Origin of the sequence: Spirillospora sp. CA-294931 (assembly GCF_050946795.1) — a bacterium.
Classification (GTDB): Bacteria; Actinomycetota; Actinomycetes; order Streptosporangiales; family Streptosporangiaceae; genus Spirillospora.
Genome location: NZ_CP192006.1, coordinates 1,083,700 through 1,102,007, shown reverse-complemented (window position 1 = coordinate 1,102,007; position 18,308 = coordinate 1,083,700). Strand labels below are relative to the sequence as shown.

At 66.6% G+C, this 18,308-nt stretch carries 21 protein-coding genes; 18 read left to right on the top strand and 3 right to left on the bottom strand.

Annotated elements, in window-relative coordinates; genetic code table 11:
- Positions 1–6 precede the first annotated feature (6 nt).
- Positions 7–300 carry a helix-turn-helix domain-containing protein gene (locus ACQPY4_RS05295; RefSeq protein WP_433333004.1) on the bottom strand — a complete coding sequence of 98 codons (294 nt, stop codon included), beginning with the start codon at positions 298–300 and terminating at the stop codon, positions 7–9.
- 214 nt (positions 301–514) lie between these two features.
- On the opposite strand from ACQPY4_RS05295, the gene ACQPY4_RS05290 reads away from it, so the two are divergent.
- From ACQPY4_RS05290 to ACQPY4_RS05220, 15 genes are all read left to right on the top strand, one after another.
- On the top strand, positions 515–994 hold the full coding sequence (locus tag ACQPY4_RS05290) for a hypothetical protein (protein WP_433333002.1): 480 nt from the start codon (positions 515–517) through the stop codon (positions 992–994).
- 23 nt (positions 995–1,017) lie between these two features.
- Positions 1,018–1,371, top strand: a complete 354-nt coding sequence (locus ACQPY4_RS05285; RefSeq protein ID WP_433333000.1) for a hypothetical protein — start codon at positions 1,018–1,020, stop codon at positions 1,369–1,371.
- A gap of 188 nt (positions 1,372–1,559) precedes the next feature.
- Positions 1,560–2,069 (top strand): hypothetical protein, encoded by a 510-nt coding sequence (locus ACQPY4_RS05280; RefSeq protein ID WP_433332998.1) that lies wholly within the window; start codon positions 1,560–1,562, stop codon positions 2,067–2,069.
- Positions 2,070–2,075: 6 nt separating this feature from the next.
- The gene (locus ACQPY4_RS05275) at positions 2,076–3,491 is read left to right on the top strand and encodes a hypothetical protein (RefSeq protein ID WP_433332996.1); all 1,416 of its coding nucleotides are present in this window, start codon (positions 2,076–2,078) and stop codon (positions 3,489–3,491) included.
- Positions 3,481–4,968 (top strand): SCO6880 family protein, encoded by a 1,488-nt coding sequence (locus ACQPY4_RS05270; protein ID WP_433332994.1) that lies wholly within the window; start codon positions 3,481–3,483, stop codon positions 4,966–4,968. The genes ACQPY4_RS05275 and ACQPY4_RS05270 overlap by 11 nt, the downstream gene beginning before the upstream one ends.
- Positions 4,969–5,280: 312 nt before the next feature.
- A complete protein-coding gene (locus ACQPY4_RS05265; RefSeq protein WP_433332992.1) occupies positions 5,281–6,459 on the top strand; it encodes a hypothetical protein in 1,179 nt (392 codons plus the stop codon).
- Positions 6,460–6,608: 149 nt separating this feature from the next.
- Positions 6,609–8,246 carry a type IV secretory system conjugative DNA transfer family protein gene (locus tag ACQPY4_RS05260; protein ID WP_433332990.1) on the top strand — a complete coding sequence of 546 codons (1,638 nt, stop codon included), beginning with the start codon at positions 6,609–6,611 and terminating at the stop codon, positions 8,244–8,246.
- 71 nt (positions 8,247–8,317) lie between these two features.
- Entirely contained in the window at positions 8,318–8,737 is a 420-nt protein-coding gene (locus ACQPY4_RS05255) for a DUF4913 domain-containing protein (RefSeq protein WP_433332988.1), read from the top strand.
- Positions 8,734–9,585: a hypothetical protein gene (locus tag ACQPY4_RS05250; RefSeq protein ID WP_433332986.1), complete on the top strand. Its 852-nt coding sequence runs from the start codon at positions 8,734–8,736 to the stop codon at positions 9,583–9,585. Before ACQPY4_RS05255 ends, ACQPY4_RS05250 begins: the two co-directional genes overlap by 4 nt.
- A gap of 35 nt (positions 9,586–9,620) precedes the next feature.
- Positions 9,621–10,487 (top strand): hypothetical protein, encoded by an 867-nt coding sequence (locus tag ACQPY4_RS05245; protein WP_433332984.1) that lies wholly within the window; start codon positions 9,621–9,623, stop codon positions 10,485–10,487.
- An 18-nt stretch (positions 10,488–10,505) separates the two neighbouring features.
- Positions 10,506–11,003, top strand: coding sequence for a hypothetical protein (locus ACQPY4_RS05240; RefSeq protein WP_433332982.1), 498 nt, complete (start codon positions 10,506–10,508; stop codon positions 11,001–11,003).
- 93 nt (positions 11,004–11,096) lie between these two features.
- Positions 11,097–11,501, top strand: coding sequence for a hypothetical protein (locus ACQPY4_RS05235; protein WP_433332980.1), 405 nt, complete (start codon positions 11,097–11,099; stop codon positions 11,499–11,501).
- Positions 11,502–11,511: 10 nt separating this feature from the next.
- Complete coding sequence (locus ACQPY4_RS05230; RefSeq protein ID WP_433332978.1) at positions 11,512–12,300, top strand: hypothetical protein; 789 nt, start codon at positions 11,512–11,514, stop codon at positions 12,298–12,300.
- Between the two features lie 32 nt (positions 12,301–12,332).
- On the top strand, positions 12,333–12,689 hold the full coding sequence (locus tag ACQPY4_RS05225; RefSeq protein ID WP_433332976.1) for a hypothetical protein: 357 nt from the start codon (positions 12,333–12,335) through the stop codon (positions 12,687–12,689).
- A gap of 6 nt (positions 12,690–12,695) precedes the next feature.
- Positions 12,696–14,192: a hypothetical protein gene (locus ACQPY4_RS05220; RefSeq protein ID WP_433332974.1), complete on the top strand. Its 1,497-nt coding sequence runs from the start codon at positions 12,696–12,698 to the stop codon at positions 14,190–14,192.
- 22 nt (positions 14,193–14,214) lie between these two features.
- On the opposite strand, the gene ACQPY4_RS05215 is transcribed toward ACQPY4_RS05220, so the two are convergent.
- Both ACQPY4_RS05215 and ACQPY4_RS05210 read right to left on the bottom strand, forming a co-directional pair.
- Positions 14,215–15,141 (bottom strand): phosphotransferase enzyme family protein, encoded by a 927-nt coding sequence (locus ACQPY4_RS05215; protein WP_433332972.1) that lies wholly within the window; start codon positions 15,139–15,141, stop codon positions 14,215–14,217.
- A 24-nt stretch (positions 15,142–15,165) separates the two neighbouring features.
- A complete protein-coding gene (locus ACQPY4_RS05210) occupies positions 15,166–16,638 on the bottom strand; it encodes a helix-turn-helix domain-containing protein (protein ID WP_433332970.1) in 1,473 nt (490 codons plus the stop codon).
- A 249-nt stretch (positions 16,639–16,887) separates the two neighbouring features.
- Between ACQPY4_RS05210 and ACQPY4_RS05205 the strand changes: the two genes are divergently transcribed.
- The 3 genes from ACQPY4_RS05205 to ACQPY4_RS05195 all read left to right on the top strand — a co-directional run bounded on the left by ACQPY4_RS05205 (position 16,888) and on the right by ACQPY4_RS05195 (position 18,168).
- Positions 16,888–17,340, top strand: coding sequence for an ATP-binding protein (locus ACQPY4_RS05205; RefSeq protein WP_433332968.1), 453 nt, complete (start codon positions 16,888–16,890; stop codon positions 17,338–17,340).
- 103 nt (positions 17,341–17,443) lie between these two features.
- Complete coding sequence (locus ACQPY4_RS05200) at positions 17,444–17,629, top strand: hypothetical protein (RefSeq protein ID WP_433332966.1); 186 nt, start codon at positions 17,444–17,446, stop codon at positions 17,627–17,629.
- Positions 17,630–17,697: 68 nt separating this feature from the next.
- On the top strand, positions 17,698–18,168 hold the full coding sequence (locus tag ACQPY4_RS05195) for a hypothetical protein (RefSeq protein WP_433332964.1): 471 nt from the start codon (positions 17,698–17,700) through the stop codon (positions 18,166–18,168).
- The last annotated feature ends 140 nt before the right edge of the window (positions 18,169–18,308 follow it).

Here is an 18,308-nt window from a genome sequence, read left to right as displayed (position 1 = left end):
GGTTGGTCAGCCTTCCGGTGTTTCCTCCGCGCCGGTGCGGGCGCGGCGCTGGGCTCGGTAGCCGGCGCCCTTCTTGGGCGCGTCGTCCTGGTCATCGGTGGGCACCCCCGGTTCTCGGTGGGGCTGCCGCAGCACCTCGCGGACCGCTTCCCAGGAGTACCGGAAGTCCTTGCCGGTTTTGAGAGCCGGGATCTGTCCCGCGTTGGCCATCCGGCGGACGGTCTGCGGGGACAGGTCGAGCTTGGCGGCGAGTTCGGCGGTGTTGAGCACGTCGGGATCGCGGCCTGTGCGCTCGGTCATGGGGTGGCTCCTGGGGTGCTGGTCATGGTCGCCTCTCCAGTGTCGCGGACGGTGGCTGCGGAAGCACGCTCTTCAACGTGATGACACGATCAAAAGCTGTTTGACGTTACTTGCGCTCTGTAATGATGCCACGTACGGTGACGTTCACGCCACCCAAGGCAGTGAAACGGGGGTCTGAGTGCGACGACACAACCCTGAGAGAGCACGCGAAGGCGTGCCAGACGAAGGACGAAACCGCGAACTGGTCGTGGTCGGCGCGCATGGCGGGGCGGGAACCACGACGCTGGCGGCCTTGCTGCGTCCCGCCTGGGATATGGGGACGATCAGCGACCTTCTCGAACCCGGTCGCCCGCCCGTCCAGCCCAAGGGCCGACCCCTGGTCCTCGTCACGCGCAACTCCGTCGCCGCTGCTCAGCGTGCGACCAGAGCCGTGACAGCCATTGACGCGACTCGGGACACGTCAAGCGCGCATCTCGCTGCGCTGGTCATCGTCGGGGACGGAGCCGGGCCAGAGCCCAGGGACGCGACAGCGCGATTCGCGCTACTGGAGGGCCGTGTCCGAGAGCTGGTGCGGATGCCCTTCGTCCCGGCGCTGCGCCTGGTGGACGACCCGACACAGGTCCGTTTGCCGCGCAAGGTCGAGGGCGTCCTGAACCGCATCTTGGACGTCGCCCTCGCCCATCCATGTCACTGATCCGGGACACCCGAGGAGGTGTTATGCCGATCGACTCGACCCGACTCGCCGTGCTGTTGTTCGACAAACTCCATCCACGCTACGGGTACGAGCCTCTGGCTCCCCCGCCAAGTCCGCCGTCAGTGCAGGTACCCAACCCGCCACCGCAGGCGCCGCCCGGACTCGACGCGAAAATGCAGGTCCTCCTCGGCTGGGGCAAGTACGGCGTGCTCGTCTGCGGTGTCGCGGGGCTCTTCTTCTGTGCGGGCCAGATGGTCATCGGCCGGAAGAATCGCTCGTCGTTCGCTGCCGACGGCGCCACCGGAGTCCCCTGGGTCCTGGGCGGCCTGAGCCTTGCGGCGACCGCGGCTCCGATCGTGGGGGTGTTCTTCCGGTGAAAGCCAAGCACGCCGCGAGGTTCAACAGCAGTCGCGTCCTTGTCGTCCTGGGCGTCGTAGCCATCAGTGCGCTCCTGCTCTGCTTGATGCGCGTCGATTCCGATGACTGCGGCACCACGCCCCCAAGGCGCACCCAGAATCAGACGCGCCTCGATCTCGAAGGCTTGACCTGGAACGACTTCCACGGAATGCGGCTACCGCGATCGCCCAGCGACGGGCCACGACGTACTGACCGCGACCTCGTCTCCGGGTTCGGTCACACCCCGAACGGCGCACTCCTGGCGGCGATCCACATCGTCGTCCGCGCAGCTCCCCAGTGGGCACCGGACGTGTTCGAATCCACGATCACTCACCAGGTCATCGGGCCAGACAAGGTCGAACTGCTGGAGTCGATCCGGAGCGCCCACGAGCAGCTGAGGAAACGCGCACGCCTCCCTGTAGGAGTCGCTCTCGGACGAGCCCATGCGGCGATCGAAGGCTTCCGCTTCCTGGGTTACACGCCCAGCCTGGCGAGCCTCGACCTCCTATCGGCCGGTCCCGGCGAGGACGACCTCACCGTCCGCGCCGCCACCCGCGTTCAACTCCGATGGCACGACGGCGACTGGCGAGCCATCTGCCCGCTCGGCGGCGATTGGGGAAGTTCCGCCGTCCCGATCACGTCCACCGCCGGCTACACGCTCTTCCCGACGGGAAGGTGACCCACGTTGCCCTGCACTCCCGTACTCGATCCCCAATGCGTCCAGACCGTCGACAACGACGATGAGAGCCACCCGTTCGGTCCTCCCCTCCCGGACATCCCCGGCGAGATCGGCGGCAATGCCCTCGAAGGAGCCGCCAAAGCACTCCAGGAAGCCGTGGGCTGGTTCGTCTCCAGCACATCCTCCTGGTGGGTCAACTCCCCCTCCCCTGATCTCGAAAAAGAGCGGTCTGTGGGATTCCTCCAGGGAATCACCCAACCCGTCACCATCACGGTGGCCGTGCTCGCCCTGCTCGCGGTCGCGGCGAAGATGACGCTCACGCGCAAGGCGAACCCGATGATCGAGGCGGGCGGCGGGCTGAGCGTCCTGGTCGTCACCACGGTCTTGGGTGCCGCACTGCCGAACGTGTTGCTGGAGTGGGGAGACGCCTGGTCGGAATGGGTGCTGAAGATCTCCGCCCAGGGCGGCTTCAGCACCCGGATGACCCAGATCGTCACGCTGCCGAGCGGGGTGCCCGCAGGCTTCGTCTTCATCATGTGCCTGATCGCACTGTTCGTAGGCATCGTCCAAGCGATCCTGATGCTGTTCCGGCAGGGAGCGCTGATCATCCTTGCGGGAATGCTGCCGCTCGCGGCGGCCGGCATGCTCACCAACGGGACTCGCAAATGGTTCCTGCGGGTCGCCGGCTGGATGCTCGCCCTCGCCTTCTACAAACCGCTCGCCTCTCTGGTCTACGCGACGGCCTTCGCCCTGATCGGCAACGGACGGGACGTTCATGCCGTCCTGCTGGGCTTCACCATGATGCTCGTCAGCCTGATCGCCTTCCCCGTTCTGCTGGAATTCTTCAACTGGACGACTTCGAGCCCCCCGTCCAGTTCGGGCGGCGGGGTTCTTACCTCATTGATCGGCGGCGCCACGGCGGTGGGTGCCCTCCGGTCTTATGGGTGGGGCCACATGGGCTCGGCCGACTCCTCGGCGAACGAGCACGCCGCCTACCTTGATCAGCAGCTCGGTTCTCACGAGACTCGTGGAAGCGACGCTGGGAACCCGACAACGGCGGGCGCACAGCCCGAGGGTGCCGACAACCGGTCGGCGAAGCCGGGGCACACTGCGCCAACAACCACGCCCGCCAGCGGGGCCACGAAGAGCGGCACCGATCAGCCTCGTGGCTCTGATCATTCGGTTCCGCCCGGCAGCGGCGATCACGTGCAGACTCCGCCCACCGCCACCGGTAGCCAAGGTACGCAAACGGGCGAGAACAACTCCGAACCCACCGGTCCCGCAGCCGTCCGGACCTGGAAGAAGGAGCAGGGACGCGGCGCGGACACCCTCCGGTGGATGGGCCAGCCCTCTGGGTCGAGCGACGGCTCCGGCGCGCCCACTGGAGCTGATGACGGAGGGGACGGCAACGGTGGAACGTGACAGCTCGCCGCAGATACGGACCTACGGCGGATGGCGCCGCCGCCACGGCATCGGCCTGCTGGGGATGGACAGCACCGCCACCTTCGCCGCACTCGGAATCGCGATGGCATTGATTCTCGCGACGGCCATCGCCCCCGCTCTGCTGATCTACCTCGCTCCTCCGGCCGTCCTCGTCGGTGGTGTGGTCCTGATCCGCATCGGCGGAGTCCCCGTCGCGCGGCTCCTCCTGGCACGGTGGCGCTGGTGGTGGGGGTCCAAGCGTCGTTACAACCAATATCGAGCAGGGGTCGTCGTCGACCACCCCCGTGCGTTCCAGTTGCCGGGTGTGCTGGCGCCCCTCACGTTGCTCAGCGCCGAAGACGGTTACGGCAGCCGGTACGGCATCGTCTGGGATCGCCGCACCGGGCTCCTCACCGCCACACTCCGGGTCGTCCCGGCATCGACCTGGCTGGCCAACCGCTCCGACGCCGACAGCTGGGTAGCGGCGTGGGGAGGGTGGCTGGCCGGGCTGGGGCATCTGCCCGCGATGCGCTGGGTGACAGTCACTGTGGACACGGCGCCCGAACCAGGGTCCACGCTTGCCGACGCTGTCACCACCGCGTTCGATCCGAGCGCACCGGCGCCAGCGCGCGACATCCTGACCGAGCTAGTCGCCGCCGCTCCGGCCGCCGCAGCGGACGTCGACACCCGGGTGTCCATCACCGTCGACCCGGCGAAGTCGCCGAACGCCCCGAAAGACCTGCCCGAGGCCGTCGGCGAACTCGGGCGCATTCTCGACGGGCTCGCGTCGTCCCTGGGAGGTTGCGGCGTGACCGTCGTCGGCCGCGCGACGGCCGCGGAGATAGCGGGCGCCGTCCGGACGGCCTTCGATCCCGACGCCCGAGGAGAGGTGAACCGCCTCCTCGCCGGGCCGGACGCGGCGGAGATCCTCGGCTGGTGCGACGCGGGACCGATCGGCGCGACCGAGCACGCCGATCGCTACGAGCACGACAGCGGCGTGAGCGTCACCTGGGCATGGCACGAACCGCCCCGGCAGAACGTGCACTCCGATGTGCTCGCGCGCCTGGTGGCGCCGGGCCCCTTTCCCAAGAGGATCACGCTCCAGTACCGCGCGTTCCCGGCTGCGGCGGCCAGCCAGGTGATCCAGCAGGAGGTGAACGCCGCGTCCTTCAGGGCCCAGTTCCGGCGGCGGACGGGACGCGATGAGACGGCCCGCGACAGCTGGGACTCCGCCCGCGCCCGGCAGGCGGCCACCGAGGAGGCGATGGGGGCAGGGCTGTGCTTGATCTCGATGTACGCCAGCGTCACGGTCACCGAGCCCAAAGAGCTGCGCCGCGCTGTAGCTCATGTCGAGGCCAGCGCCGAATCAGCGAAGATCCGGCTTCGTCGGCTCTGGAGAAGCCAGGCCGCGGGCTTCGCGACGACCCTACCCTGCGGGATCTGCCCCTCCGAACTCTCCCACCGCCTCATTCACTGAACTGGAGGCCGCCCGATGTTCAGAACACGAACCCCAGCGCCGCCCCGGGAAGGGGTCGAGTCCGAGGCGATGGCGGAAGCCATGGCTCCGCCGTGGGGGTGGAGACGGCCACTCGGCGGACGCGCCGCGCATGTGGAGGCCGCCCCGGAGTTCCAAGCGACGACAACACAGGTCTGCGGGCTCTACCCGTTCACCGCCGGATGCGGCACACCGACCGCAGGGACGCCGATCGGACGTCACCAATTGTGGGGCGAGGTCGTGTGCCTGGATCCCCTTGCCTGGCTGCGCGCCGGACTCGTCACCAACCCGGGAATGTTCATCCTCGGCCAACCCGGCACCGGCAAGTCCACCCTGGTGAAGCGACTGGTCACCGGCGCCGTCGCGACCGGGACCACGCCGATCATCCTCGGCGACAGCAAACCCGACTACTCGATGCTGATCGAGCACCTCGGAGGCCAGGTCATCCGGATCGGGCGCGGCGTCGATCGCATCAACCCACTCGACTCGGGACCGCTCGGCGGGGTGCTGCGTACCTTGGCCGGTGAACGCGCGGAGGTGCTGCGTTGGGAGGTCAGAAGCCGACGCCTGTCACTGCTCATGGCCCTGTGCACGTTGGTTCGCGAATCCCGGATCTCCAACGCCGAGGAGGTCGTCCTCGGAAGAGCCGTTGATCTGCTCGATGCACGCTCAGGCGACGAGCCGACCGTTCCGGATGTCCTTCGCGTCCTGGAGGAGGGACCGGACGAGATCCGTTCAGCCGCCCGAACCGACTCGGCCGAGGCTTACCGCAAGCAGGTAAGCGACCTGGTGTTCACCCTCGACCTGCTCTGCAACGGCTCACTCGCCGGAGTCTTCGACGCTCAGACGTCCCGGCCTCTGGAAATGAACGCGCCCGCGATCAGCGTCGACATCTCGCGCGTGCGAGCGGCCGGGGACAAGCTCCTGACAGCCGCGATGCTGTGCACCTGGGCCTACGCGTTCGGCATGGTCGACGCCGCTGCCGCCCTCGTGGATCTCGAAGCCGCACCGCGCCGCGCCTACATGGGCGTGATGGACGAGCTATGGCGCGCCCTGCGCGGTGCCCCCGGCCTTGTCGAGCACGCCGATGCGCTCACCCGGCTCAACCGCGCCAAAGGCATGGCGTCCATCATGATCACCCACTCTCTGGCCGACCTCGACGCGCTGGCGACCGAGGAGGACCGGGCCAAGGCGAAGGGATTCGCCGACCGTTCCGCCATCACCGTGCTGGCGGGGCTGCCTCCCCGTGAACTCGCCCGCGTCCACGAGATCACCCCGCTCACCGGGCCGGAGCAGCATCTGGTGACCTCCTGGTCGGCTCCAGACTCCTGGCAACCGGGTGCCCGCCATCCGGGACGAGGCAAGTACCTAATCAAGACCGGTGAACGGCTCGGCATTCCCGTGGAGCTCTCCCTGGTCGGCGCCGAGAAGGAGCTCTACGACACCGACCAGGCCATCCGGGCTGGCTCATGACTCGGGCACTCGGGCCTCGCCCTTCGATCTGGCACACCGGCGCGGCCGGCGGCTGGATGGTCCTGGCCGGATGCTGGGCCCCGATCGGCTGCCTATGGATCGTGTGGGCTTCCGCCAAGGCGGCGGCCGCCATCGCGGGCGGACGTGTCATGCCGTTCGGCTCGGACTTCGCAGTCGCGTTGGCCCGGGGACGCAGTCAACAGATGTGGCCGGGCACACCAACACCCTTGGTGCTCACGATCGTCGTCCTGCTGGTGCTCGCTGGCGGGACGACGGTATGGACGGTCTGGCTGCGCATCGCTGCCCGGATCCCGCGTCCCGACGACCCCATCGCGGCGCTGGCCGACAGCCCTGGCCTGGCAGCGCTCAAGCCGGGTCCGACCGCGGAGAAGGCCATCGCGCTACGCCGATCCCTCACCGGTTCGGCGCCCGGTCGGCTCGACGCTGGAGAAGTCGGCCTGATCCTCGGCGATCTGCTGGGACGAGGAGCCCGTACTGGTCCGACCTTGTTCACCTCCTGGGAGGACACAGTGGTGGCCTTCATGGCTCCGCGCTCGGGCAAGACCACGACGCAGAGCATCCCCCATGTCCTGTCCGCGCCCGGCGCGGTGATCGCCACCAGCAACAAGGCCGACCTGTGGGCGGCCATCTCCAATGTCCGCGCCGAGAAGACCGGCGGGAAGGTCTGGCTGTTCGACCCGCAGCACATCACCTACCAACTCCAAGGCTGGTGGTGGAACGCGCTGGGCGGCCTGATTACGGTCGAGGACGCCCACCGCCTCGCCGGGCACTTCGTCCTCACGGTCGACGACGGACAGAAGAAGGATCTCTGGGGCCCAGCCGCTCAGGACCTCCTCTGCGCCCTCTTCCTCGCGGCCGCCACATCGGGCCGGTCTCTGCACCACGTGGCACATTGGCTGGACGAACCGGCCGTGCCCACTCCGATCGAGCTCCTCCACGACGCGGGCTTCCAGCTGATGGCGTCCTCCTTGAAGGGGACGCAGAACGGAGCGGTCGAGACCCGCGACGGGATCTACCAGACGGCACGGACGGCCGCGAAGTGCCTCCGGGACGAAGAGATCCTCGCGTGGGTCACGCCTCAGCGCGACCTACCGAGCTTTGACCCGGACGCCTTCGCGGGCTCCCGCGACACCCTCTACCTGCTCTCCAAGTCGTTGTCGGCCGCAGCACCTCTGATCGCGGCGCTGACCGACACTGCGATGCGCGCCGCCGAACGCCGTGCCGAGCAGGCGGGCGGGCGACTTGACCCGCCCATGGTGGTGGCACTGGACGAGGCCGCCAACATCTGCCGAATCTCCGATCTGCCGCAGCTCTACTCCCACCTGGGCTCGCGCGGCATCGTCCCCGTCACGATCTTGCAGTCCTACGAGCAGGGCGTGACCGTCTGGGGAGAGCCGGGCATGGCGGCGCTCTGGGGCGCTGCCACCCGCAAGCTCATTGGAGCCGGGATCGACTCACCCCGACTTGTCCGCGACCTGGCGACGCTCGTCGGCCAACACGACGTGCCCGTCCGCACCATCACCTACGGGGACGGCCGCACGTCCGAGCAGATCTCACTGCGCCGCCAGGAGATTCTTGAAGCAGCCGACATTCGAGCACTGCCAACGGGCACCGCTCTGCTCCTGGCTACCGGCACGAAGCCCGCGCTGATCAAACTCCGGCCCTGGTATCGCAGCGATCATGCCGACCGGATCAGCAAGGCGATCAAGGCAGCGGACACCGCGATCGCGGACGGCGCCCGCCGCCATAAGCGACGTCAGCGCTGAAGCACGCCCCGATCAAATCCACACCGAGAAGAGAGGAGTCGTCCCATGAACCACCTGACCACGGAGGTCCCGTGTCCACCACAACCAGTTCGGGCGACCCCGACAAGGAACTAGAGCCAAGGCCCAAGCCTCGATTCCCCAGCGTCGATGCCTGGGTGACACACCATTTCGTCCCCACCTACCGACGCACCCTCGGCGGCGAGTTCCGCTGGTGCGCGCAATGGTGGCGGCACTCCGAGGCGATCTCTCGGCTCACCGCGCTTTGGTACGCGTGGGAGTCCATGCGGCTCCAGGGCGCCACCGGCATCGGGCTCTGGTATCGCGATCACCTCGACCACCAACTCCCCACTCTGCTCGGTCCGCGTGGCCCGTTCTATCAATGCACCGAGACCGAGCACCTCGAACCACACCAAGCCGTCCTCGAACCCGCTCCCGTTGGCTGGTGGCCTGATCAAACAGAGTCCGACGAGGCTCAGGAGATTGGGCCGTGAGCGGGCCGAACGACCCGGTCGCTAGGAGTGTGGAGAACGCGGCAACGGTGCTCGACTCGTACGAGTTGCGCCTGGTCGGCCCTCCAACCGGCCTTCATCGCCAAGACGCAGCCCGCGCCAAGTACCTGGTGCGCGACCTCGTACGGGATCTCGCCCTCTACGCCAAGCATCGTGGGCACGACTTCGAGCGCATCCTGGCCGAAGCCAGAACGCTCTCGCTCCCTAGCGAGCCGCAGCCAGACGCGGCGATCGAGATCGGCACCGGAGTCCGGCTCCGTGCGAGTGCCCGGACAAGCACCCCACGCTCGTCTCTGCTGAACAAGCGCGGCTTCGTCACCGACATCCGCACCTCACCCGACGGGGATCACGAATGCAGGGTTCGCTTCCTCGGGGTGCCGGCCGGGTCGTTCCAGTTCCGCACTTCCAGCCTCGAACCGGTACCGGGGATCCCGGTCACGCCCACGCGTGCCGGGTTCGTTTTCAACGTGGCGGACGCCGCGAGAACGCTCGTCACCGTCGGCGCTCGCATCCTGCGGGACGTGCAGTCCAAGGCAGACCCTGAGCCGGACGATCTGGCAGCTCGCAGGGAACTGGGCGACCTGCTCGCCGAATGGTCGGGCACCACCCGAAACCTGGTGCTGTTCAGTCTCGGCCCGCAGATCAGCAATGCCGCTTTCCGCATGAGCGGCCCCTCCCCGTTCCTTCCGGCCTCCGAAGCGGCGCAGGTGGCAGCCGAGGACTTTCCTCATGACCTGGCCAATGGTGTTCTCGCCTCCTCATCGAGCAGGCGCCCGGACACACCGTCCGGCCGGAACCCGCGCACGTCCACCCCGAATATCCGGTCTTAGCGACACGTCATCCGAGCTGAACAACGGGAGACGCCATGCCCAAGAGCAGCAACGCCGATTTCGCGGAATTCGCGAGCCGCGCCCTCGACGCCTACCAGCGCGATCTACGCACGGAACCCGGACCACACCGCCATCCCTGGCAGCCCTTGGAGGACGAGCTCGTCGCCGACTTCCTCGCCGACCTCATGCATCACTGCGCTCGGAACGGTATCGAGTTCGACGAGGCACTCGATGACGCACGCCGCGTCTACATCAACGAAAGAGCAGATGAAGGCGCCTACAACCTCGGCTCGACCGTCCAGCTCAAAGGTCCCGCCGCGCAAGAAGCCGAGGCCGCGGGCCTACCGACGCGCGGAGTGATCACCGGTCTGCTCATCGCGCACGATGGCTCGCCGGACTACTACCTGCGTTGCCCTGGCGAGCCACGCAACCACCGGTTCAGCGCTGCCGACCTCCAGCCCGCTCCTGCATTCCAGGCGGTAACGACCCATCGAGGAGTCGTCGCCGATCCTCTGGCCGCCGAGCGGGCGCTCGTCGAGGCCACGGCTCGTATCGGAACAGCGGACGGCCGAGACGCTCCCGCCCGCTACGACGACATCGAAGATCACCACACGCTGCTCGGCTCGCTCTCCTCGTGGAGCGGGCTGTCCCTGGAACGGCTCAGCGAAATCCTGCAACCAAAGTTCGCCGCGGCCACTCGCCAACTGGAGGCGGTCGCCGGCCGTTGGGAGGACGGCCCGCCTGGCGTCAGGCCAGCAGGTGAGCCGCCCGGGCCAGCCGGACTCGCCACGCAGAGCTTCCCTGCCCGAGCATCCGAGGTCAGCAGTACGCGCGCCGACCCCGGGCGAGACCCGTCCCACCAGGCGAACGATCTAACTCAATATCCCCGAGTCGCCCGCTGACCGCCGTAGGAGCCGCCCATGACCCTCGCGATCATCGATCGGGCCATCCAGAAGCTGGCTCTCCCATGTCTGCTTCCTGAGCAGCTCAGCGGCGCCCTCCAGGGGCTGGACGTCGCCGAACGCGCGATCCAGGAGCTGGGATTCCTGGACTCGCTGGACCCTCCACCGCACTGGGCGCAGGTCCAAGAACACGTCACCCGGGCACACGCGGCCCTGACCAATGCGCCTTCAGTCCACCGTCCGAGTGCCGCGCCCCCGCCCACGCTTCACCTCGCACTTGATGACCTCGTCACGGTGACAGACGCGCTCATCCGCCTCGCCGAGGCGTTGGTGCTGGTCCTCATCGAAGCCGCCGGTCGAGCTCACAACGCCGAAGACGAAGCGGCCTGCCTAGAAGCCGCCCTCCACGGCAACGACCTCCATCACGCGCTACACCGCTCCCGGAACGCTCACCACACCAGACACGAACCTCATCAACTTCCAGCCGATTATCCGACACTCATCAACGATGATTGACGAGACGATCATCAGCCTCAAGACTTACCTCACAGCAACTTTAGTTGACACACATCACTTCAGTTGCTTCAGAGATGCAATCAAGGGGGACGCATGAACGAGCACATCGCCTACGTCACCAAGCAGATCGAGGCCTCCGACACCGTCCAGGCGCTCCTGACCGCCGCGTTCATCGGCCTGGAGCTGATCGAAAGGGCAACGACCCTTCTGGCGGACATCGCCCCGGAAACCAGGTATCCCGCATACGCCGCGGCCCTCGCCGAGTCGACTCAGGCGTGGTGGGCTCTCGCCGAGGCCCCGGCACTATCCTGGCCGGAGGCCGCCCAACTCGTCGCCGACACCGGCCACCGCGAGTTCGCCGACTCGATCAACAAGCTCGTGCTGGTGACGGGCGAGGCCCTTCTTAACGCCGCCAACAAGGTCTCCGAACCTGCCGACCGAATCGCGTGCCTGAAGGCGGCACGACACGCCGGACGCGTCCACACCGCACTTCAGTAGCGGCAGCCCCATGGCGAACAACAACCCCGCTGCTCAGAGCGTTGGTCATGCCACCAGTGCGCTCGTCGCCTACGAGCAAAGCGCCTTCCCGTCCCACTTCTCATCCCTGCCGGACGACCCTGCCTACGCACAAGCGCTTCTTGGTGCCCTCGTATGCGACCTCGCGCACTACGCATCAGCCAACGGGCTCGATTTCGCGCAGGCCGTGGACGACGGCCGCCAGGCGCACGCAGCCGAACTCGCCGACCAGACGCGATTCACCTTCGGCGACCAGGTCAGCCTCCGGCTGCACCCCGGGCGACGCGGCCTCGTCGCCGACGTTCGGGGCGGCGACGATGCGGTCTACCTCGTCGCCGTGCCCGGCGTGCCGTACCTCTATGAAGAGAGGGCAGCCGACTTGGAGCCCGCGCCTCCGCTGCCGCCGATATCCACAGGACTTCCTGAGCCCGTCCAAGCGGAGAGCGCGCTGGTAGAGCTGGCAGCGCACATCCACAGCAAGACACCGTGCATAGGAGACCAAGCCAGGCAGGACTACGAAAGCGCGCTCACAGCGCTGAGCGAGTGGAGCGGCACCCCGGCCTATGAGCTGCTCAAAGCCCTCGCTCCTCGAATCACCACAAGAATCCGCCAACTGACCGCCGCCAACGACTCCGGGGCGCCGACGACGCCCGATCCGGTCCGGCTGTCCGAGGAGAGCTTCCCCGAGGACCTCACCAACGGCGTCTTCTCGGAACCCGTCGCACGCCGAGAGGCGGACCCGGAGAAGCCTGCCACTGCCGCGCCTTCCCAAAGGACCTGACCGAACCTAGCCATCACAGAGAAGAGCAGCCCATGGCTATCGAAGCCGCACTCGGGTCGGCGTCCGCCCGGCTAGCCCAAGCAGCACGAATCATTGAGAAGTACGCCAACGCCGAGCCAACCGGATTCGTCCGCTGGGGAATGGCCCTGTACGAGGTGCAGGCAGCTCGCGACGCCCTTCATCAAGCACCGTCCCTCTCGCAGATGCCGGTCGCACCACAACCGGTAGCCGTTTCCGAGGAATGGTCACGGGAGACGTTGCATGCCCTCGCAGGCAAGATCGAGCACGAGCTCGTCCAAGCGGCCGAACAGCTCGCCGGGGCAGACGACAAGCTCGCGTGTCTCAACGCGTCACTGCACGCAGCACGGCTGCGCAACGCTCTCGGGTAACAAGGCGTGGCCACCTTCGGAGAGATCCTGGCGGCAGCAGATGCCCACCTCGCACAGATCGTGGAATGCCTTCAGCAGCCCGAACTCACCGAGGCCGCCCGCTGGCCTGCGACCACAACGGAGCTGGCCCGCCTCACGCGAGTTCTCACCCGCTATGCCGACCAAATCGCGACCGGATTCGCCGTTCCCTCCGCTCCGGGGACCGACGAACGGGCTGCGGCCAGGGACGTGGCCGCGCTGCTCAGGGAAGCAGAGGAACGATTCGGCTCCCCCGAGTCGACACAGGCCATCGGGCCGCCACCGGCTTCGCATCTGCGAGCGGCCAGCACACTCCTAGGTTGTGGCCTGGACCTGCTCGGCTCACATATCACAACGGAGATCGCGAACAACGAGGGGCACGATCAGCGCGGCAATGCGGCGGTCATCGCGGCTGCCGACACCGCCCGATGGCTTCTGCACACCGTCGGCCGACACGCCACGGCGGCCGGCAATCTCGCGATGCGTGCGGGACCGGAGACCCGTCCGGCCGGCCGGTCACTCCTGAACGCGGGGGCAACAGCGAGAAGGTTCGGTCAATCCTCCGGGACACCCGCCAAGGTGATCGAACTAAAGAACGTCCCCGGCCGGATCCCGCCGATCCCGGGTGAAGACCGTCAACAAGCGATCCGGGGAATCGGAGTCTCCGCCGAGAGGATCCAGGCCGACGACGACATCGGTTCCATCACGACCTGGCGCTACCTTGCCTTCTCTGCCGCGATCGCTCACGACATCAGCGCCCACCTGGCCCGGCAACTCGCGCACCGCCTCAGGGAGCTCGACCACGAGCACGGGGCCGCGGCCCTGTTCCACGCCAACCACAGAATTCGAGGCGACAGAAAGCGGTGGATGACACTTGCCCGACGCTGGATCGCCGTCGTCAACGCACCACTCAACCCGAACTCCGAGCTCGTGGTGGACGCAGGTGACCTCGTCCTGCGCCTGGGCCGACTGTTGTACAGCGCCCCCGACTGGGCACCAACCGCCAGCGCTTCTCTACGCGTCTTCCCTACAGCTCAACTGGCCCCGGGCACCGAAGACGTAGCCCACCTTGGCATAGCCGTGCTCAAAGCACTCGAAGCCTGCTCCACCCTCGCCGACCGCCACCGCCGAGCCGTCAACGAGGTCGCCGTGCTCAAGAAGCTCCGCGGGCCCTCCGCACCGGCTCCGGACGGCGCGCCCCAAGCCTCAGACATCCGGGAGTTCCTGAAGCGGTACGAGCGGCTTCAGCTCTCAAGTCGGGTGACAATCGGCAGGCTCAGCCAGGCACTCACCACGCTGCCTCCGCCATCTCACCTCGCCGACGAGATTGCCCTCATCCAGCGCCGCAACCTCTCCCCGTCGCCTGCGGCTGCCACCCTCGACTTCCCTACCCCTATCCACCAGGCTCTCCAGACCCCGACCTCAGCCATTCCCTACCCCAACAACGCAGCCGAGCCCGCAGTCAAGAGGCGGGCACCCCGTTGACGTCCCGCCGCCCACTTCCCGATCAGCTCGCGGCCGTCAGGGGTTTCATATACCAGCGGCACGGTTCCCCTCGGATGAGAGAACCAATGCGGCGGTCGAGCTCGTGGCGGGAGAAGGAATCGCCATGGGCGTTGCGTATGTGAATACCCACGGCGTAGATGTCTCGAATGGAGAGCAGAGTCGGGTAGCCCGACCAGGCTCGCAGGTCCCGACCGTACGCAGTGGTGAAGGTTTCGACGTCGTGTGGGCTCAGTCCGAAGCGGTGCTGGCCGTGATAGCTGTGGATCAGGTCCCATTCGCGCGGGCCGATGGCAACGCTGTCCCAGTCACAGAGCACGGGGTTACCGTCCTCGCCGCGAAGGAGGTTGTCGATCCAAGCATCCCCGTGGACCAGGGTCAGCGGCTCCGCGAAAGGGAGCGATTTCCATCGTGCCGAGAGCTCTGCGATACGGCGGGTGAGCCATTCCTGCTCACTCGGCCGAAGTGCGTCCGGGTGATCCCTCAAGCTGGTCCGAACGCTGACGAGTGGATCTTCAAAGCCGCGGACCTGAACCGGCGGGGCGTTGAGCGAGTGCAAACGCCTCAGGAGCCCGCCGAGTTCCGCAGTGGTGGGCGGTTCCTCGCTCGTCGGGACGTAGTCCCAGAACGTTGTCGAGGTGTTCTCATGGCGGATCGGCTGCTGAGCAGCTCGATCAGTAGGGCGAACCGTCGGGAACCCTTGGCGGGACAACCAGTGCGTGACGGACAGAACACCAGGTAGGCGTTCCGCAGCGTCGGGAGCGAAGGCGATGCGGACGATGATCGGCTCTTTGAGCTTGAAGACGGCGTTGCTGCGGAGCCTCAGCAGCCTGGCGCCCTCTGGGTCGAAACCCACCCTCTGGCAGACGGCGTCAAGGATCTTGTGAGCTCGATCGGCCAGTGTGGCCTGGCTGGTCGACGGTTGGGGCATGGGGCCTTCCGTTGCGGACAGTCATCAATTGCCCGCTTCCAGACGAAGCGTCTCGTCCAGGCTACGCAATGCCCGTGTCTGCCGCTCTGGCCCCAGGGCACGTCGCACGTCACGTGCCCGTACGAACACGATGGAAGTCCGGTGCTCCGGTGGCAGCGCCAGGATGGTCTGCTCCACGAGTTCGCACGCGTTGCCTTCATCGCGTTGCATCGCGAGACTCGTGGCGCGATCCAGATTGATCAGTGCCGGATCGATGCTCGGCGTTCCCGACTGATTACACAGTTCAAGGGCCCGTTTCTGCACGTCCGCCGCCTGATCGGGAAACGGCAGATACGCATGAGCACCGCTCAGGTAGAGGTAGAGACGCTCTTCCGTGAAGTCGAAGGCGCGCTTCACCTTGCTTGGCGGATTGAGCTTGCCGAAAATGCTCCGAGCCCGGGCCAGAGCAACCTCCGCTCCTTTGTGGTCACCAAGGCGTGCCCGCGCCCGCCCCTCGGCCGCCGCGGCGAGCGCGGTCGGCGAACCTGACACCGTTCGAGCGATTCCCTGAGCCTCAACCGCAAGCCGCACGGTCTCGCCCGGATCGCCGTAGTAGTACGGAAGCATGGCCTCCTGCGCTCGGACGAGCGTGCGGAGCCAGGGATCACCCGTGTCATCTGCGGCTGTCTTCGCTGTGCCGTACCAGGCCCGTGACTGCCGAAGATCGCCGAGCTTCATCAATGCATCGGCGCTGAGCACTGCCAGCACGGAGGCCAAGTAGGACAAACGCCTTTGCACAGGCCCGGGTTGCCGTTGGGACATCAGCGTGTGCACGTCCGTGAACTCAAGCATGAGCTGACACAGCATCGGCAGCGGTGGCACACGCAGGTATTCAGTTCTGTACCGCAGCACCGCCTCGTCCAAGCGGTCCATCTGGTCCTCGGTGACCGTCGCTGTGGCCAGCACCCGATCCATGTCCTGTCGAAGCCGCTCGACCTCAGCCAGGAGCTCGGCCGTCTCCGGCTCGCCGCCGTGCAGCCCTCGATAGAACAACCCCATGGGCTGAACGCGGCCGACCGGAACAGGTCTGGAGTCGGGCGCACCTGGCATCGGACGACTCACGAGACCTGAGATCGGCCGCGCCTCAGGCATGACGCTGCCGCCATCTGCGATCTCGCCATAGTCAGCGACGAAACCAAGCCGGATGGCGTTGGACTTGTACAGCCGCGCCAGCAGGTCGAGCGTCTCGGGGCGGGGCCTGGACCGGCCGTTCTCCCACGAGTTGAGCAGATCGACATTGGCCTTCGGCGGCTCGAAGTGATGCAGTCGGCAGAGGTCCTGAAGCTCCTGAACCGCGACCCCAGCGGTCCATCCACGTTCTAGCCGGTGTGCCTTGAGCAGGCTGACGCCGCAGCATCGATGGATCGCCTGCACCGTCTCCCACGAAGGCCAGTTCTCCGACTCTGCCCTGATTCGCCAGGTTTTGGCGCATGAGGGGCGGTGCTCACCGCGGGCCATGTTCCCTCCGATCAGTGCGCGATCTCATCTCTGAGGCTAGACGGCCATGACGTTCAAATCACGGACTGTGAATAACTCAGTCAGAACCCGTGGCCTGAGCGCGAGAACAGTGCCTTGATCCGCGTCCCGGACGCGGGTTCTGAAAATACGTGGAACACCTGCGATTGCCAGAGCCGCTGCTCGTGACCACAGTCGGACCTCCGCTGGTCACACCCAGCGAAGCAGGAACGGCGGGGCAAGGAGGCCACGGTGAACCGATCATTGATCGCTGGAGCGGCGACGACCACGAATACGACGCGCGATCTTGCCGCAACCGCGGCTTCTGTTGGCACTGCGCGCAATCGAGTCGCAGAGGTTCTGAGTGAATGGAACCTGGCCGTCCACGTCGAGAACGCCTCACTGATCGTGTCGGAACTAGCCACCAATGCGACAGAGGCTTCAGATCCGACAGAAGTGATCAAACTCCATCTGGCTCAAAGGTCTGGAGAAGTCGTCCTTGCCGTCTGGGACTCCAGCCGTCTCCAGCCCGCGCGAAAGCGCCCATTTCTCACCCTAGAAACTCTGGATCTAGCCGAAGAGAACTTCGATGCAAACGGCGGGTGGGGGCTCTCGATCGTGGAGACCCTGGCCTCTCGGTACTGGGTGGAACCGACAACCCCCACCGGCAAGTGGGTATGCGCCGCTCTCCCAACCACCCCATAGACAACTTCACCAGACTCCGGGAGGGAGGAGCAAGATGCCTACGGCGCCAATAAGGATCTTCACAATTTTCTGGAAGACCCGACGTCGCAAGAGGCGACAAGAAGTGGTCGAACTGTTCCTGCAAGAAATGTTTCCAGCCTGGCACATTCAACAGGACAGGAATGGAGTCTGGCGGGCCACGGGCCGCTGCCACCTCACCGCGTCAAATGCCGATGGATTGCTCGACCTCCTAGCCAAGACAGATCCAGATGCCATGAAGAAGGCAGCGGAGGTGTTCAGAAGGAATTGACTAGCAAACTGTCAACAAAGGCAAGGAAGCCCGATCGAACCCGCCAGTCGACCACGGAGACAGCGCCGATGCGTAAGCAACAACGTCCGCGAGCGGGCGGCAACCTCAAGATTCTTACACGCCTCTTCGGCGGTCGGCCCGGCAAGCACGCCAGACCCGCCGAAAGTAACGAGCCGTCGAGCGCCCCGCATGATCTCCGACCTCAGCCCGAGCCACCGGACGAGGGCTGGACCGTCCTGCTCGCCTGGGTGCGCAAGCGCCATCCCGATTGGCAGATAGCCCGGCAGTACGCAGATCTGTGGCAGGCATGGAATTCAGAGACCCAGCTCTTCAGCAAAGACCTCATCGAATTGGATCAACTGATCTGCCAGTACCAACAGACCGCCACAACCCGCGAGCAGGAGGTGATCGAGCGGACGCTTACACGCCCGTTCACGTTCCAGGTCTCCCAGACGCGCCCGGAAAGCACTCCCTCGGAACGCCGACGTCCCCGAGCGCCTCGCCTAGACGAACCTCCGGCGCCCCGAGGGACCTTCTAGCCGCGCCCAGATACGCAGAGACGCCCAGCCCCTGAGTACAACTCGAACGCCTCACATCCCCCCGCGAGGCGAATAGGCAACCACTCGGCCGTCCGGCGGCACCTCGACGGCCATCACCAAACCCATCAGCGACCCGGCTT